The 16,588-nt window shown below is 32.4% G+C and carries 17 protein-coding genes; 11 read left to right on the top strand and 6 right to left on the bottom strand.

From position 1 onward, the window contains the following. Positions 1-118 precede the first annotated feature (118 nt). On the top strand, positions 119-616 hold the full coding sequence (locus tag K4L44_04610) for an HNH endonuclease (GenBank protein QZE15116.1): 498 nt from the start codon (positions 119-121) through the stop codon (positions 614-616). A 1,072-nt stretch (positions 617-1,688) separates the two neighbouring features. Here K4L44_04610 and K4L44_04615 read toward each other — a convergent pair. Next, complete coding sequence (locus K4L44_04615) at positions 1,689-2,810, bottom strand: Fic family protein (GenBank protein ID QZE15117.1); 1,122 nt, start codon at positions 2,808-2,810, stop codon at positions 1,689-1,691. Between the two features lie 433 nt (positions 2,811-3,243). On the opposite strand from K4L44_04615, the gene K4L44_04620 reads away from it, so the two are divergent. Beyond that, the gene (locus K4L44_04620; protein ID QZE15118.1) at positions 3,244-4,209 is read left to right on the top strand and encodes a hypothetical protein; all 966 of its coding nucleotides are present in this window, start codon (positions 3,244-3,246) and stop codon (positions 4,207-4,209) included. Between the two features lie 43 nt (positions 4,210-4,252). Here the strand turns inward: K4L44_04620 and K4L44_04625 are convergent, their stop codons facing one another. After that, on the bottom strand, positions 4,253-4,954 hold the full coding sequence (locus tag K4L44_04625; protein ID QZE15119.1) for a hypothetical protein: 702 nt from the start codon (positions 4,952-4,954) through the stop codon (positions 4,253-4,255). A 604-nt stretch (positions 4,955-5,558) separates the two neighbouring features. Between K4L44_04625 and K4L44_04630 the strand changes: the two genes are divergently transcribed. The 3 genes from K4L44_04630 to K4L44_04640 are packed head-to-tail and all read left to right on the top strand — an operon-like array spanning position 5,559 to position 7,728. Next, on the top strand, positions 5,559-5,852 hold the full coding sequence (locus tag K4L44_04630; GenBank protein ID QZE15120.1) for a hypothetical protein: 294 nt from the start codon (positions 5,559-5,561) through the stop codon (positions 5,850-5,852). Beyond that, complete coding sequence (tnpB, locus tag K4L44_04635) at positions 5,852-6,196, top strand: IS66 family insertion sequence element accessory protein TnpB (GenBank protein ID QZE15121.1); 345 nt, start codon at positions 5,852-5,854, stop codon at positions 6,194-6,196. Before K4L44_04630 ends, tnpB (K4L44_04635) begins: the two co-directional genes overlap by 1 nt. Positions 6,197-6,219: 23 nt before the next feature. Beyond that, entirely contained in the window at positions 6,220-7,728 is a 1,509-nt protein-coding gene (locus K4L44_04640; protein QZE15122.1) for an IS66 family transposase, read from the top strand. Here the strand turns inward: K4L44_04640 and K4L44_04645 are convergent. After that, on the bottom strand, positions 7,713-8,831 hold the full coding sequence (locus tag K4L44_04645) for an ISAs1 family transposase (protein ID QZE15123.1): 1,119 nt from the start codon (positions 8,829-8,831) through the stop codon (positions 7,713-7,715). The two genes, K4L44_04640 and K4L44_04645, sit on opposite strands and share 16 nt — an antisense overlap. Then, entirely contained in the window at positions 8,824-9,891 is a 1,068-nt protein-coding gene (locus K4L44_04650) for an ISAs1 family transposase (protein ID QZE15124.1), read from the bottom strand. The genes K4L44_04645 and K4L44_04650 overlap by 8 nt, the downstream gene beginning before the upstream one ends. A gap of 232 nt (positions 9,892-10,123) precedes the next feature. On the opposite strand from K4L44_04650, the gene K4L44_04655 reads away from it, so the two are divergent. From K4L44_04655 to K4L44_04670, 4 genes are all read left to right on the top strand, one after another. Further along, positions 10,124-10,417, top strand: coding sequence for a hypothetical protein (locus tag K4L44_04655; protein ID QZE15125.1), 294 nt, complete (start codon positions 10,124-10,126; stop codon positions 10,415-10,417). Then, a complete protein-coding gene (gene tnpB / locus K4L44_04660; GenBank protein QZE15126.1) occupies positions 10,417-10,761 on the top strand; it encodes an IS66 family insertion sequence element accessory protein TnpB in 345 nt (114 codons plus the stop codon). The genes K4L44_04655 and tnpB (K4L44_04660) overlap by 1 nt, the downstream gene beginning before the upstream one ends. 23 nt (positions 10,762-10,784) lie before the next feature. Next, positions 10,785-12,293 carry an IS66 family transposase gene (locus tag K4L44_04665; protein QZE15127.1) on the top strand — a complete coding sequence of 503 codons (1,509 nt, stop codon included), beginning with the start codon at positions 10,785-10,787 and terminating at the stop codon, positions 12,291-12,293. Positions 12,294-12,505: 212 nt separating this feature from the next. Continuing rightward, positions 12,506-13,072 (top strand): S24 family peptidase, encoded by a 567-nt coding sequence (locus K4L44_04670; GenBank protein ID QZE15128.1) that lies wholly within the window; start codon positions 12,506-12,508, stop codon positions 13,070-13,072. Positions 13,073-13,464: 392 nt separating this feature from the next. On the opposite strand, the gene K4L44_04675 is transcribed toward K4L44_04670, so the two are convergent. Together K4L44_04675 and K4L44_04680 are read right to left on the bottom strand one after the other, a co-directional pair. Then, complete coding sequence (locus K4L44_04675; protein ID QZE15129.1) at positions 13,465-14,583, bottom strand: ISAs1 family transposase; 1,119 nt, start codon at positions 14,581-14,583, stop codon at positions 13,465-13,467. Positions 14,584-14,881: 298 nt separating this feature from the next. Next, the gene (locus K4L44_04680; GenBank protein QZE15130.1) at positions 14,882-15,544 is read right to left on the bottom strand and encodes a hypothetical protein; all 663 of its coding nucleotides are present in this window, start codon (positions 15,542-15,544) and stop codon (positions 14,882-14,884) included. 170 nt (positions 15,545-15,714) lie between these two features. Between K4L44_04680 and K4L44_04685 the strand changes: the two genes are divergently transcribed. Continuing rightward, positions 15,715-15,954, top strand: a complete 240-nt coding sequence (locus K4L44_04685; GenBank protein QZE15131.1) for a hypothetical protein — start codon at positions 15,715-15,717, stop codon at positions 15,952-15,954. A 162-nt stretch (positions 15,955-16,116) separates the two neighbouring features. After that, positions 16,117-16,578 carry a hypothetical protein gene (locus tag K4L44_04690; protein QZE15132.1) on the top strand — a complete coding sequence of 154 codons (462 nt, stop codon included), beginning with the start codon at positions 16,117-16,119 and terminating at the stop codon, positions 16,576-16,578. Positions 16,579-16,588: the final 10 nt, after the last annotated feature.

Below are 16,588 nucleotides of genomic sequence, written 5' to 3' on the forward strand. Positions count from 1 at the left end.
CAATAAAAGTAAAGAAATACCAATTAGCCTTTTAAAAAAGAAGAAATATGATGATGAAGATGTTCGAAAATTACTAAATAAAGATCATCATAATAAATGCTATTAATGTGAGAGTAAGGTGAACCATGTCTTTGAGATTGAACATCTACTTCCAAAAGCCAAATATCCAGATTTAAAATATGATTGGAAAAACCTGTTTCTAGTTTGCCCATACTGTAATGGACGAAAATCTAATAACCTTGAGATTCTTAATCCTGCAGAATATGATTTAAAGAATATTCTAGAACAGCGAATTGATGATGATATAAACTGCATAGAATTAAAAGGGTTGATCCAGGATCCACGCATGGAGGATACGATATCACTTTTAAAACATCTAGTAAATGGAAAGGATGGATTAAGGGATTTGAAAACACAGATTCTATTTGATAACATTCAATATGAAGTAAAAAGTTTTCTTGGCAATCTTGTAAGGTATAAAAGAGATAGATCCACTGAAAACAGAAAAGTAATAGAAGATTCTATTCATGTCAAAAAAGAGTTCTTAGGCCTTAAGTATTGGATACTTAGTGATTTTAATCTTTTATCTGAATTTGAAAATATCATTAATTGGTAAGATATTATATCAACAAAAGAAACTTTTATTCCCCTTTGTGTAGATTTCTCTATTTTTTACCCATAGGTTTTGATACCCTTGCCGTTTCAATAATACCTGCAAAAGATAATTTTATCCATTGATTGAGATCATCATTACTTCTTATTCTTGTTTAGTTCTTGACATACTGCACACGATTATTTTCAAAATATACCGAATCAAAGAATTAAGGCCCGTTTGTAGTTTGAGAAGTTTATTCGAGCAAAACCTTTATGTCTTTTGTATTACATGTTATTTCTTACACGAAATAGCTTGTTTTATTCGTTTGAAATGTGGTCAACTAAAAAAAAGCTGATATTTTTAGTTTGAAATGTAGTGAATAAAAAAATGGCTGAAGTTTTATTAAACCAAAGTATTCGATTATCTTCTTTACCGTTCCTTCCTCTATTCCGATATGAGAAGCAAAGATTACACAAATAAGAATGATGAGGATTATTAACTCATGGGGTTTTCTATTGAGTTATTTTCCCCCCCTTCACTAAAATTTCACGAACCTTGATAGTTTCCTGTATCACTATATTTTATGATCTCAGATTATGGGGTATTTGTATCTTAATATTGTAAGAACGGTTCTCTTTTTTGTCTTTTTCGCGAATTACAATCTTGAAAGTTGCCATTATATAGAGGTTTAGGGTGATTTCTTAGGGTCAAACATAGGTCAAATATTTGTTTCAATATTTGCAAAAAAAACATGCGAAATGGGTGTTTTTTTGATGAAAATTAAGATGTAGAGCATCAAAAATTGGCATAAAAAAAGCGATTAAGATCGTTTCTTAACTCTCCTAATCGCTTTAATGTTAGATGTTTATCATGTAAAATACTTGTCGTGAAACAAGCAATGTAGAAAAACGTCTAATTAGGTATTCATTGCACCATAGATGTTTTGGTAATTTCTGTATGTTGTTGATATATAATGTTTTGTGATATTTTGTTTAAGTCAGGGTACAATATTGATCAAACATTCTGCAAAAAAAGTAAAATAATACTCATTTTGTAGTCTTAATGTACTAATATCTATTGAATTGTGGAGTAATTATTCAAATAGAGATAGATACTCATCGAAGCGATATAATTTACTTTTTCCATTATTCTCAAGTTCTTTTATAATCCCAGCTCCTATAAGATCTTTAATTATCTTGTATGCTGTAGGGGCTGAAACCCCACTGATTTCTGAAATCATTTCGAAATTGACTACTGGGTTACTAAATAGCTTATTTGTTATTTTGTATATCACTTTTGATCTTGGTAATGACAACACCTTCTCATCAATTCTATTTTTAAGCTTAATGATCTTGTCAAATGTAGTGGAACTATTTTTTGCTGTTTCAATAATTCCGACCAAAAAGAATTTTAACCATTGATTGAGATCATTATCTCTTCTAACTCTTGTCAAATTATCGTAATACAGCATACGATGCTTTTCAAAATAATCTGAAAGATAAAGTACCGGTCTTTTTAAAAGTCCTTTTTCAACTAAGTAAAGTGTAATTAAAAGTCTTCCCACTCTTCCATTTCCATCTAGAAAAGGATGGATTGTTTCAAATTGATAATGTATTATTGCAATCTTTATAAGATCTGGACACGGTATCATATCGTTATGAGCAAATTTTTCAATGTCACTCATTAGTTCATTCACTGTATCAAATGAAGGAGATATAAATGTAGCATCTTTTAAAGAGGCACCACCAATCCAATTTTGACTTGTACGAAATTTCCCTGGTAATTTATGTTTTCCTCTTACTCCTTGTAATAAGGTTTCATGAGTTTCTTTTATTAGTCGAGTTGAAAAGGGAAGTGTATCCAATCTATCAATTGCTTGATTCAGAGCTGTTACATAATTCTGTACTTCCTCCCAATCATGACGTCTCTCGTCATTTATCTCATCGATCTCTTTAAATGCTTCTTCAATATTGGTTCTAGTTCCTTCAATTCTACTCGATTGAGTTGCCTCTTTAACAACATGCATACGTATAAATAGATCTATGTCTGGAATAAAGTCAGAGAAAGAATCCAGTTTACCAAGCTCTCTATCTGCTTCGCTTAATAACTGAATAAGTTGCATGTCATCCAATATCCATTCTTTATCAATTTTTTCAGGCTGGAAACTATTATATGTTCCTTGGTTGAGAAGTTTTCCAGAGATAAAATTCTTCATATTTTTTGTATTACATGTGATTTGTAGTACAAAAATACCTTATTTTTTTAGTTAGAGTTTTAGTCAACTAAAAAAAACTCACTTTTTTTTAGTTGAAAACAATCTCAACTAAAAAATTCTTCATTTTTTTTAGTTGAAAGTGATTATTGCTAAAAAAAATCGTGTTTTTTTTAGTCGAAGTCGTATATAACTAAAAAAAGAGAGAATGTTTACTTCTCTCTTTTTTATTACTATCTCTTGGGCCTTCCAAATAAGAAGGCAATAATTAAACCTAAGTATTCGATCAACTTCTTTACCGTTCCTTCCTCTATTCCGATATGAGAAGCGAAGATCACGCAAATAAGAATGATGAGGAAAACTTGTATCATCCTTTTAGATAATATATTACTTTATTTTTGTTTTAATGATTTATTTTTACAAAAAAAACTGGTGTATGTTTCAGAAAAAATACAATATAATAATAAATATTAGTGGTATCTTTATAATAGGATGGGTGATATTTTATAAATCTATCTTCTTAGATATTTATGAATGGTTCTCATGGATGAGTGAAGTTGGAGAAGAATTTTATCCAATTGCATTATCCTTGATTGCATCATGGATTTTCTATCTTATCAATGTTTACTTGCCTTATTATGATAATAAGAGATCAATTAAATTGATTTTAAATAATCAAGTAGATAAAGTCAAGAAAGAGCTCTCTTATTTTCATTTTACGCTTGAATTAATTTCAACGGGACAAACAACTAATAAGATATTCAATGATCCTCCAACTCCTTTACTCGAACCTTATAATACTAAAACAAATCAATATAATAAATGGAGTGAATGTTTTCAAAATAGGTTATCTCCTCTAATAAAAGAATTGGTTGAAATCATTAGAAACAATAGAGATATATTTACTTTTGATTTTGTTGATGTAGTGTCAACGTTAGAAGTCAATGTGGACAATCTTGTAAATCGAATGAAGAATTTTGAAGAACAAGATAATATTAAGTCTTATGGGGTTCTAACTACATGTAGAAAAGAGATTATTAGTTCTGTTTTGGATTATAATCAAGATCTTATTATTGAAAAATTGAGAATATCAGATGACATTTTCATAAATCTTAAAAAGATTATTCTTGATCATATTGTTGGAGCTAAAACCAGTCAACTCAATGAAATGAAATTGACTAGTTTTATTGATCCAATGATTATTATAAAATTTTCAAATTATTTAAAAGATATCAAAGATTCAGAAAACTCCCCATTTTTAAAACATAGCCAAGAATTATCAAAAAGAATACTTTCTATTAATATTAATAAAATGGATTTGGAGAAAACGGAAATAGATGTAATAGAAATAATCAAGAAAATTGGTGAATCTATCGAATGGATTGAAAAAGAACTGATTTAATAAAAATGAGAAACTATCTTCATTGAAGATAGTTTCTCATTTTTTACCCTTCAATATGCCCACTCTTCACAAATGCGGCATTATTACGGATACCCATATTTGCCAAGCGGTTTACTGTGATTTCGATTTGTCCCTCCTTTTGATATGTGAAAGGGTTGATTAGGATCTCTAGTCCAGACCATAGTCCGATCCACATCTCACTCCAGGCTCCATAAACCATTCGTGTATCTTTGGCAGTATCTTTAAACAAAGAGCTATAGAAGGTTTGAATCTCCTCCCAGGTATTACCAATACCATTTTGTTTGGTGAGCTCTAATAGTCGTCTTCCAGAGCCTTCATCATACTTAACATCTTTCCCTTTGAAGAAAAGAGATCTACTCATGGCAAAAGAACCAGAGAGTTCCACTTCTGCCATCAACTTGTTAAATCCTGCTTCATCAAATGTGGTAGCGATTTCTCTTGCCTCCTCTTTTGATTTTTTGAAAACATCCTCGGTAATCTTTCGATCACAAGCTGCATACATATCCGCTAATAGGGCAGCATGGACGGCAGGGTTTTCTTGTGCCAAAAGCTCTTTGCTCCATTTATCACTCACCCCATATCTCAATGGCTCCAATTTGATTGAACTTGGACTGTTGATCCCCTGGGTGATTTGTTCCCCTTCTGCTTTGACTTCTGCAGTCGCAGGGTTGGCTTTCGATAGATTCAGTGTTCCAGTGATACCATCTAACACAGTACACCCCATAGAGCGATAAAGCGAAGGAGGTGTAATAATGCTTAATCCTGTTTGCTTCTGGTCGATGGTCCCAGAGTGATCTCAATGAGTAAAATTTCACTTGCTAGTAATTCTTTTGCCCTTTTTCTAATTCTTTGTGAATTTTTGGAGTTGCTTCGGAATGCAAATGCATTGTAGATCGTTTGTCGAGTCATATAGGGTAAAAACTCGTTTCTAAGTGCTTCGTGGTGCTTTCGACCTATACTTATTGGTGTGGGTTTAGACATGTGAAATATTTTATAAGTAATAAATAAACAGGGCATTTTCATAAAAATGTTAAATGACAAAAAGAGAAGCCATCTTTCTAATATCAGATAAGAACTTTTCTCTCTGAGCCTTAATGTTTTTAGGTTTATTTCGTTGTATTAAATTAACTACCGTTGTAATTAATATTGCCATTCAGGGCTTGTTCATGAAATTTAAGCAGCGAAGACATCGTGTATTTTATCAGTATTGTGCACAAGTTCTTCTCTTAAAATATTTAAGTTGTTGTAACGTAAGCGTTCGGTTATTCACATCTTGTGCATTATTTTAAAGCCTTCTATTTTTGAGACGTAATCAAAAAAAGAAATAGATGAGTAAAAAAGCACATATGTTTGATCTCATAGAAGCACAACACAATAGTGGACTAAGCAATATCGATTACTGTAAACAGAACAATATAAAACTATCAGTATATAGTTATTGGAAGGCAAAATATAAGAAGGAGTATTCTAAAGAAACTCAAGGTTTTTTTGTCACATTAGACAATGAAACCTCACAAATAAAAGAAGAGATCGTTATCACTTATCCCAATGGTGTAACCCTTCAACTTTCTTCAGCAACGACAATATCGACGCTTCGATCATTAATCCAAATTCAAGGCTGATGTTATCAATATCTTCAAATGATCGTTTTCACCTCTATTCTGAAGCAACAGATATGAGGAAAAGTTTTGATGGATTATCCGGATTGGTGCAGAATAAGATTGATGCCAATATTACTTCGGGTGATGTATTTATCTTTCTGAACAAACGTCGTACCATGATGAAATTACTTAAATGGGAAAGAGGTGGTTTTGTTCTTTTTGTGAAACGACTAGAGAGAGGAACCTTTAGACCTCCTGAAATAAAAGACTTAACATCAATTCATCTTGAGTACACTGATCTTGTCCTTCTTATAGAAGGTGTTCTTGTCAAAGAATATAAAAGACAAAAACGTTATGTTATTTAAATAAATATGTGTATCCTTAAACCATGAATAAGAGCGATATCATAGAGGATGTAAGTAAAGAAGATCTTTTGGACCAACTCCAGAAGATGATGACTGAATACTCTAATGTCGACTCTGAAGTTACTAGTTTAAAACAAGAAAACGAATCCTTAAAGGCACAGATTGCCTATCTTAAGAGACGTATCTTTGGCTCAACCAAAGAAACCTATAAAGATCCGAACCAATTAGAGTTAGCTCTTGAAGTCGAAGAGAAAAATCTAGAAGACTTACAGATATCTTCTCCAGAAGAGGAGGTTATTGAGGTTGTTAAGAAGAAAAAAAAGGCAAAAAGAAAAAGTATCCCTTCTGACCTTCCTCGTCAAGTAGAAGTGATTGAACCTGATGATGTCCCAGAGGGAGCAACTCGTATTGGAGAAGAGATATCTGAGAGGATTGAATTTAGTCCAGGTAAGCTTTATGTAAGACAAATTGTTCGTCCAAAATATCGTTTACCCGAAGAGGATAACATTATCATCTCCGAACTTCCGTCGGATCTTATCCCCAAATGTATGGCGGGAAACTCATTAATAAGTCAATTTATTGTTGGTAAATTCTACGACCATATACCTCTTTATAGAGCCCAAGGGATCTTTAAAAGATCAGGAATTGATTTTCCTAAAGCAACCATCAATGGATGGATAAGGAAGGCTGCTGAACTACTTTCTCCACTATACAAACATATCGAGAAAAAAGTAATCCAGTCAGACTATATTCAAGCCGATGAGACAAGTATCAAGGTTCTAACAGATAAGAAACAAGGAGCCACTCATCTTGGTTACTTCTGGATCTATTATGCTCCAAATATAAAGAGTTGTTTATTTACTTACGATAACTCCCGAAAAGGTTCTGTACCAGAATCGATTTTAAAAAAGTTTAAAGGAGTTCTACAGACAGATGGATATCAAGGTTATCATAAACTTGGAAATCAAAAAGAAATTATAAAGTTAGCATGTATGGCACATGCTCGACGGAAATTTTTTGAGGCAAAAGAAAATGATCGAACTCGTGCCGAATATGCTTTAAAAAAGATCCAAGAACTATATAAGATAGAGAGAACAAGTCAGGAAAAAGAGTTGTCTATCGAAGAAACCTATCTTCTTCGACAAGAACTTGCTGTGCCTATACTAAAGGAACTCGAAAAATGGTTAAAAAAAGAGTCCCTTACAGCATTACCTAAAAGCCCTATTGGGAAAGCAATCAACTATAGCCTAAACCTATGGGATGAACTGTGCCAATATACAGAAGATGGAAGCTACATTATCGACAATAATAATGTGGAGAATAAAGTACGTCCAGTAGCCATTGGACGTAAAAACTATCTCTTTGCAGGATCAGAAGAGGGAGCTAAAAGAGCAGCAATGTTCTATACTTTATCTTCAATGTGCAAAATGGCAGACGTTGAACCTCATGCATGGTATACAGATATCTTAAATCGTATATCCGACACCAAGCCATCGAAATACGATGACTTACTTCCTCAAAACTGGAAATAATCTTTATAGTAAAAAAGATCAATCTTCATATACGTGAGTAGCCGAACGGATACGTTGTAACTATTTATTTCCATTAACTTACTGCATATAAATAACATAATAGAGGATATCGATTTTTGCAATCCATGATCTAAAGACTTTAATTTGTCTTCTCCAAAATTAACATCACGAATACGATTCATTATTTCGATTTTCCAATGACCTCTAATAGCTCCAGCAATTTCATCGATTTTCCCATTATAATTTGTGATATAATATCGTGTTTCTGTACTCCTTTTATCTCTCTTTACATTATAACTCTCTCTTGTCACTTTAATCATATTACATATGCCACTATTACACCATCTAGGATCTAACATTTCTGTATTTATTGGGTATATTTCGTACTTCCTAGAGTCTATTCTTCCATGTGACTTGTCTATTTCTGTCATCACATCATCTACTTTTATATGATTGGATGTATGTACTAAGTCATCCTTTAATTTCTGCTGATTGGACTTTATTTGAGTTAAATAGAATCGACTATTTTGGTGAATATTAGACAACAGATTTTCTGAATTATGCATTGCATCTAGTGTTACCTTTGCCTTCTCTGGCAACTCAAGAATATGATCATAAACAATGTTCTTTTCACTCTCTTTTGTTCCATCATAAAAGCCTAATAACTGCTGTATATTTGTGTTATGACCAATAGAATAAACAATACTTAACCCTCTCTTTTTATTGCTTTTAGAATCTATACTTCCTCGAAGTTCCTTCCCATCAATAGATATCCATTCTGTAGAAGAGTATACTTCATCACAAATTGTCAAAAAGGAATCATAATCAAATTCAGATAGGATTCTTGTTAACTGAACTCGACTTATACAACTGTCGATATCTTTATGCAAACAGATACATAGTTTCTCGTAATGACGAACCATATTGCGATGAATTTTATTCATACTTAGATGACCATAACTTGTCAGAATTGAGATAATAAAAAGAGTGATAACAAAAGCCAATTCGTGCTTAAGTCCTATATGACTCCTATTATCTACCAATTTGACTTGTAATTTCTCATAAAATCTTCTAATTTCGGCACTTGAAAGGTCGTTATCCATAATTTATATCTGTTTTTACAAATCCAAATATAATATGAATAGTCGACCTTTTCTCATATAAATAATTCATGAACAAGCCCTGTATTGCCATTCCTTTTGCTTGATTTCTATTGGAGCATCGTATATTATCTTCAGAGAATAGAACATCTCTTATATAATTACTCATTTCTATCGTCCAGTGTCCCCTAATAGCTTTCGCATATTTATGTGGATGTATTTCATTACAATCTCGGTTACTAATATAATATGAGGTTTCTATCGACCTTTTATTCGAGTTTACTATTAGGCGATCTCTATCGACTTTAATTAAACTCTTGATTCCACAATGAACCCACTTTTCATCAAGTGTAACCTTTCTGATGTCATAAAAAGAGTAAGTTCTTGTTTCTTTTCTTCCATGTCCTTTATTATCAATTGAAAGGCTCATAAACTCAACACTTGACTGTTCATGATTCCGTAATTCTACATTCAAATTCTTTTGGTTATTCTTTACTTGTGCAATGTAGATTCCTTTGGCACTTTCACATTTCTCAAGAGTCTCAAACTGTGTATGAAGCGCATCAAATGTTAAGTTCGAAGATGCCAAAGATAGATCATTTAAGAGCTCTCTTACCGTCGTTATTTCACTTTCTTTAGCTCCTTCATAAAATGTTGCGGCTGTAGATATTTTATCCTTTTGACTTATGCCGTATACAATATTTAGACCTCGTTTTTGCCCTAGACTCTTAGCTATTGTTCCTCGTAGCTCTTTGCCATCTAAAGAAATCCAGTCATCATCATCTTTTGTGTTCTGCCATCCAAAATAGCTTGATTGAACCTCTTGATAATTAGTTGAAGCTAAAAAGGATATTATACGACGTAATTGACTATATGATATAGGTTTACATTTTGGCAGTCCAACGATCTTGCGTAATATAGAATGATAATTCTCTAGAAAACGAGAAATCTCAGACAGCAAGGTATTTCCAGTAATAATTGATAGAGTGATACCTACAAGGACAAACTCTAAATCATGCTTCTTCCCTCGTGTATCTCTAGGATCTACTAAATTTTCTTTCAAATATTCATAGTATTCCTTAACTTCGTTTTTTTAGTCATCTTAAAGGTTTTATATGTTTGTCGTTATTCAAATAAAACACTTTTTGATGACTTTTTTAGTTTTTATGGAAAAGCCCTGAATAAATAAAACAAGATTCTTTTTTTTCTATCTTTACGTAAGCGTTCGGTTATTCACATCTTGTGCATTATTTTAAAGCCTTCTATTTTTGAGACATAATCAAAAAAAGAAATTGATGAGTAAAAAAGCACATATGTTTGATCTCATAGAAGCACAACACAATAGTGGACTAAGCAATATCGATTACTGTAAACAGAACAATATAAAACTATCAGTATATAGTTATTGGAAGGCAAAATATAAGAAGGAGTATTCTAAAGAAACTCAAGGTTTTTTTGTCACATTAGACAATGAAACCTCACAAATAAAAGAAGAGATCGTTATCACTTATCCCAATGGTGTAACCCTTCAACTTTCTTCAGCAACGACAATATCGACGCTTCGATCATTAATCCAAATTCAAGGCTGATGTTATCAATATCTTCAAATGATCGTTTTCACCTCTATTCTGAAGCAACAGATATGAGGAAAAGTTTTGATGGATTATCCGGATTGGTGCAGAATAAGATTGATGCCAATATTACTTCGGGAGATGTATTTATCTTTCTGAACAAACGTCGTACCATGATGAAATTACTTAAATGGGAAAGAGGTGGTTTTGTTCTTTTTGTGAAACGACTAGAGAGAGGAACCTTTAGACCTCCTGAAATAAAAGACTTAACATCAATGCATCTTGAGTACACTGATCTTGTCCTTCTTATAGAAGGTGTTCTTGTCAAAGAATATAAAAGACAAAAACGTTATGTTATTTAAATAAATATGTGTATCCTTAAACCATGAAAAAGAGCGATATCATAGAGGATGTAAGTAAAGAAGATCTTTTGGACCAACTCCAAAAGATGATGACTAAATACTCTAATGTCGACTCTGAAAACACCAACTTAAAACAAGAGATAGAATCCTTAAAGGCACAGATTGCCTATCTTAAGAGACGTATCTTTGGCTCAACCAAAGAAACCTATAAAGATCCGAACCAATTAGAGTTAGCTCTTGAAGTCGAAGAGAAAAATCTAGAAGACTTACAGATATCTTCTCCAGAAGAGGAGGTTATTGAGGTTGTTAAGAAGAAAAAAAAGGCAAAAAGAAAAAGTATCCCTTCTGACCTTCCTCGTCAAGTAGAAGTGATTGAACCTGATGATGTCCCAGAGGGAGCAACTCGTATTGGAGAAGAGATATCTGAGAGGATTGAATTTAGTCCAGGTAAGCTTTATGTAAGACAAATTGTTCGTCCAAAATATCGTTTACCCGAAGAGGATAACATTATCATCTCCGAACTTCCGTCGGATCTTATCCCCAAATGTATGGCGGGAAACTCATTAATAAGTCAATTTATTGTTGGTAAATTCTACGACCATATACCTCTTTATAGAGCCCAAGGGATCTTTAAAAGATCAGGAATTGATTTTCCTAAAGCAACCATCAATGGATGGATAAGGAAGGCTGCTGAACTACTTTCTCCACTATACAAACATATCGAGAAAAAAGTAATCCAGTCAGACTATATTCAAGCCGATGAGACAAGTATCAAGGTTCTAACAGATAAGAAACAAGGAGCCACTCATCTTGGTTACTTCTGGATCTATTATGCTCCAAATATAAAGAGTTGTTTATTTACTTACGATAACTCCCGAAAAGGTTCTGTACCAGAATCGATTTTAAAAAAGTTTAAAGGAGTTCTACAGACAGATGGATATCAAGGTTATCATAAACTTGGAAATCAAAAAGAAATTATAAAGTTAGCATGTATGGCACATGCTCGACGGAAATTTTTTGAGGCAAAAGAAAATGATCGAACTCGTGCCGAATATGCTTTAAAAAAGATCCAAGAACTATATAAGATAGAGAGAACAAGTCAGGAAAAAGAGTTGTCTATCGAAGAAACCTATCTTCTTCGACAAGAACTTGCTGTGCCTATACTAAAGGAACTCGAAAAATGGTTAAAAAAAGAGTCCCTTACAGCATTACCTAAAAGCCCTATTGGGAAAGCAATCAACTATAGCCTAAACCTATGGGATGAACTGTGCCAATATACAGAAGATGGAAGCTACATTATCGACAATAATAATGTGGAGAATAAAGTACGTCCAGTAGCCATTGGACGTAAAAACTATCTCTTTGCAGGATCAGAAGAGGGAGCTAAAAGAGCAGCAATGTTCTATACTTTATCTTCAATGTGCAAAATGGCAGACGTTGAACCTCATGCATGGTATACAGATATCTTAAATCGTATATCCGACACCAAGCCATCGAAATACGATGACTTACTTCCTCAAAACTGGAAATAATCTTTATAGTAAAAAAGATCAATCTTCATATACGTGAGTAGCCGAACGGATACATCTTTACTATTGTAAATTATGATATCACAAATACAGGTATAAATTATACCTAGTTTTATGCTATATGAATAAAAATACACCTACAATAAAAGAGCGTGTTTTGTTATTTGCTGATTATAAAGAGAATAGCAAACAAGAATTTTTTTTTAAAAACGAGATTGAATTATAGTAATTACACGGGTAAATCGAAGGATGGTAACCTAAATTCGGATGCTATAGGTAAAATTATACTTAATTATCCCGACATAAACTTAGAGTGGTTGATTACTGGGGTGGGAACTATGACTAGAGATAAGAATTGTAAAAGTAATGAATATTGTGGGGAGCCTTTGGGGAAAAGCATTCCACTACTGCCAGTAAACGAACAAGGGGGATATCTGGATGATTTCGTTGCCCAGGTAACAAGGATTGATTGTGAGAGTATTTTGTCACCTATAAAAGATGTGGATTTTGGAATCACTGTTGTAGGGGATAGTATGGAACCACGTTATCCTAATGGATCAATTGTATTGATCAAAAAGATTAATGAAAGAGCTTTTATCGAATGGGGTAAAGTGTTTGTCCTGGATACAATCAACGGTATCGTGGTAAAACAACTAAAGCCCTCAACAAATGATGGCTTTGTCTCTTGTTGCTCCTATAACGAAGACTATCCACCGTTTGAAGTTGCTATGGAAGATCTGAACGGTATCTATAAAGTGATGATGGTGCTTAGTATGGTGTAAATTAATTGTATTTATGAATAAAATATCGACTAAAGATAAACGAGAAGATATCACTTTGTATAATTTGATAGAACCGAAAATGGCATGTGTTAAAGTTGTCATTCAAATGTTAATAGGGGCTGCAATTATACTTTTTGTTATCTGCAAATTTGTTTTCATTTTTATAGAATGTGACTTTGTGCAAAAATGTGGTTTTCTGCAAAAGGTGTGTTCATTTTCTTTAATTCAGGGTATCTCGAAAGGATTAATGGCAGCAACTGGGGTGGACCTAGGATACATGTTATTTACTGAAGGACCAGATGAGGCTGTGCAGCCATTAATGACTGCTATAGCTGCTGCTGTATTATTAGTTTTAGGAGGTGATATTACTATACAGGGCTTGTTCATGAAATTTAAGCAGCGAAGACATCGTGTATTTTATCAGTATTGTGCACAAGTTCTTCTCTTAAAATATTTAAGTTGTTGTAACTATTTATTTCCATTAACTTACTGCATATAAATAACATAATAGAGGATATCGATTTTTGCAATCCATGATCTAAAGACTTTAATTTGTCTTCTCCAAAATTAACATCACGAATACGATTCATTATTTCTATTTTCCAATGACCTCTAATAGCTCCAGCAATTTCATCGATTTTCCCATTATAATTTGTGATATAATATCGTGTTTCTGTACTCCTTTTATCTCTCTTTACATTATAACTCTCTCTTGTCACTTTAATCATATTACATATGCCACTATTACACCATCTAGGATCTAACATTTCTGTATTTATTGGGTATATTTCGTACTTCCTAGAGTCTATTCTTCCATGTGACTTGTCTATTTCTGTCATCACATCATCTACTTTTATATGATTGGATGTATGTACTAAGTCATCCTTTAATTTCTGCTGATTGGACTTTATTTGAGTTAAATAGAATCGACTATTTTGGTGAATATTAGACAACAGATTTTCTGAATTATGCATTGCATCTAGTGTTACCTTTGCCTTCTCTGGCAACTCAAGAATATGATCATAAACAATGTTCTTTTCACTCTCTTTTGTTCCATCATAAAAGCCTAATAACTGCTGTATATTTGTGTTATGACCAATAGAATAAACAATACTTAACCCTCTCTTTTTATTGCTTTTAGAATCTATACTTCCTCGAAGTTCCTTCCCATCAATAGATATCCATTCTGTAGAAGAGTATACTTCATCACAAATTGTCAAAAAGGAATCATAATCAAATTCAGATAGGATTCTTGTTAACTGAACTCGACTTATACAACTGTCGGTATCTTTATGCAAACAGATACATAGTTTCTCGTAATGACGAACCATATTGCGATGAATTTTATTCATACTTAGATGACCATAACTTGTCAGAATTGAGATAATAAAAAGAGTGATAACAAAAGCCAATTCGTGCTTAAGTCCTACATGACTCCTATTATCTACCAATTTGACTTGTAATTTCTCATAAAATCTTCTAATTTCGGCACTTGAAAGGTCGTTATCCATAATTTATATCTGTTTTTACAAATCCAAATATAATATGAATAGTCGACCTTTTCTCATATAAATAATTCATGAACAAGCCCTGTATTACTATAAGTAGTGCTTTAATTGTATTTCTTCTTATAATTTCTCTCTTTCTAATATTTTTTATAAACAATCGATATATTGAAACTAATAAGTCATCTTCAAGTATTGGAAGTTCGTTTTGTGGTTTTATCGGAAAGCTTTTCAAAAAGAAATGACGAATATCTTAACCTATTAAATAAATAAAGCCTCTCAATGATTGAGAGGCTTTATTTATTTAATAGATTGCCCTTGGAAATTTCTTTTTTACATACTTCCAGTTTATTCTTAATTGCTCTAGAGGTACACGGAACCTTGTTCCTCCTGGAGAAGAAGATGCTTTTCTAACTTCTATGGATGTGTCATCTGAATAGGAGTAGAATACAAGCTTTGTTCCATCCTTAATCCTGTCGTCCATATTAATCTTTTCATTCTTGGGATTGTTTAATACTATCAGATCATCTTTCTGTTTCTTAGAATTGATCCTGTAAGATAATGCTTCTAGTGCATCCCATTTTGTAAAAGGTTTAGCATTGCAGCCATCAAAAAATATCGTGCCAAAAACTGTATTGTATCTAGTGTAAATTGTATCTCCTTTATACAATACCTTTTGAAACTCCTCCTCTGTTTCTCCTCCAAGAATGGTAAGAGTATCATTAATCTGCATCCCTTTTATTTCACTACCATAAGGTTTGTCGCAAAAGGCATAGCGATTATGAACATACCCTTTGTATGGTCCATCTTTGGGACCGGAAACAAACCAGACTATCCCACCAATTATAATTAATACTAATAATATTCTTCGCCCAATTTTAGTAAATAATAGTCCAAAGATAATGGACCATAGAAAAGCCGCAGTCATTCGCTCCCCTTGTCTCTTAAATTGTTTTTGTACTGACATTTATAAGTTAGAATTTCATGTTATGTAATATAGAGTGTAAAAATATTATGTTTTGTTAAATTAATCAGTTTTTTTGTATTTTTATATCGTAATTATAAAGTTTTTATAGCCGTGAAAGTCAATCGTCATGGTATGGTTACAGGTATTTAATAATTTTATGTAATTTATTTATGGATAAAAGAAAAATTGCTTCATCACAAAAAACGAGAAAATTAACTTTAGACGATGATTATACTTTGTTCGAAGATGGAACTGTACTACATGAGTATGATAACAGTCAATTTGATTTTAATAAAGAAGATTGGATTGAATTGAAAGATGTTCCTAAAGAAAGACTTTCTGATTTTAGAAAGTCTGTAAAGCCTGAAGATGCTGATTTATTAGAGAAGTTATTAGCTAACTTGAATTGATTACTGAGAGAAAAGAAAAGACCTCAACTCGTGAGGTCTTTTTTTTCATATATAGTCAACATCTATTCTTTAGGTCATATTCATAAAACTTCAGTCTTTCTTTAATTATTCTTTTTGCCATTGTTTACTACATGGCTCCAAAACAAAACTATATTATACAAAATGGATTATTTTGTATCTTGTATTGTCGTTTTATTTATTGTTGCTTTAATGGAAGAAATTAAGAAAAAGTTAGATCTCATTCTCGAGACAATTGCAAAAGAGAAGACGTCTAATCAATATGATCATATTGAGCAATTAAAGTCTCATATGGAAAAATCTCAGGAACTTTTTGAGAAAAAACAGACGTATATTTCTGCTGGAGCTTTGGCAATTTCTTTAACACTTACAGATAAAATTCTAAAGTTCTCAACTTGTGATTTTAAGTGGATTATTATTGCAGGTTGGGTAATGTTGGCTTTGTCACTAGTTTTGAATCTAGTTTCTCATTTTGTTGTAGGTGAAATCTCCTCTTCATTGTTAAAAATGAAATCAGATGAGATAAATCTATTATCAAGATTTGATGATGAAAATGATATCTACAAAGTAAGCGTTCGGTTATTCACATCTTGTGCATTATTTTAAAGCCTTCTAT

Source organism: Prolixibacteraceae bacterium, assembly GCA_019720755.1.
GTDB lineage: Bacteria > Bacteroidota > Bacteroidia > Bacteroidales > Prolixibacteraceae > Halosquirtibacter > Halosquirtibacter laminarini.

Excerpts from the sequence above, each read along its gene's own strand:
- K4L44_04665 (QZE15127.1), top strand. The coding sequence starts at position 10,785 with ATGAAAAAGAGCGATATCATAGAGGATGTAAGTAAAGAAGATCTTTTG.
- K4L44_04655 (QZE15125.1), top strand. The coding sequence starts at position 10,124 with ATGAGTAAAAAAGCACATATGTTTGATCTCATAGAAGCACAACACAAT.
- K4L44_04675 (QZE15129.1), bottom strand. The coding sequence starts at position 14,583 with ATGGATAACGACCTTTCAAGTGCCGAAATTAGAAGATTTTATGAGAAA.
- K4L44_04625 (QZE15119.1), bottom strand. The coding sequence starts at position 4,954 with ATGGGGTGTACTGTGTTAGATGGTATCACTGGAACACTGAATCTATCG.
- tnpB (QZE15121.1), top strand. The coding sequence starts at position 5,852 with ATGTTATCAATATCTTCAAATGATCGTTTTCACCTCTATTCTGAAGCA.
- K4L44_04685 (QZE15131.1), top strand. The coding sequence starts at position 15,715 with ATGGATAAAAGAAAAATTGCTTCATCACAAAAAACGAGAAAATTAACT.
- K4L44_04640 (QZE15122.1), top strand. The coding sequence starts at position 6,220 with ATGAATAAGAGCGATATCATAGAGGATGTAAGTAAAGAAGATCTTTTG.
- K4L44_04680 (QZE15130.1), bottom strand. The coding sequence starts at position 15,544 with ATGTCAGTACAAAAACAATTTAAGAGACAAGGGGAGCGAATGACTGCG.
- K4L44_04690 (QZE15132.1), top strand. The coding sequence starts at position 16,117 with ATGGATTATTTTGTATCTTGTATTGTCGTTTTATTTATTGTTGCTTTA.
- K4L44_04630 (QZE15120.1), top strand. The coding sequence starts at position 5,559 with ATGAGTAAAAAAGCACATATGTTTGATCTCATAGAAGCACAACACAAT.
- K4L44_04620 (QZE15118.1), top strand. The coding sequence starts at position 3,244 with ATGTTTCAGAAAAAATACAATATAATAATAAATATTAGTGGTATCTTT.
- tnpB (QZE15126.1), top strand. The coding sequence starts at position 10,417 with ATGTTATCAATATCTTCAAATGATCGTTTTCACCTCTATTCTGAAGCA.
- K4L44_04615 (QZE15117.1), bottom strand. The coding sequence starts at position 2,810 with ATGAAGAATTTTATCTCTGGAAAACTTCTCAACCAAGGAACATATAAT.
- K4L44_04645 (QZE15123.1), bottom strand. The coding sequence starts at position 8,831 with ATGGATAACGACCTTTCAAGTGCCGAAATTAGAAGATTTTATGAGAAA.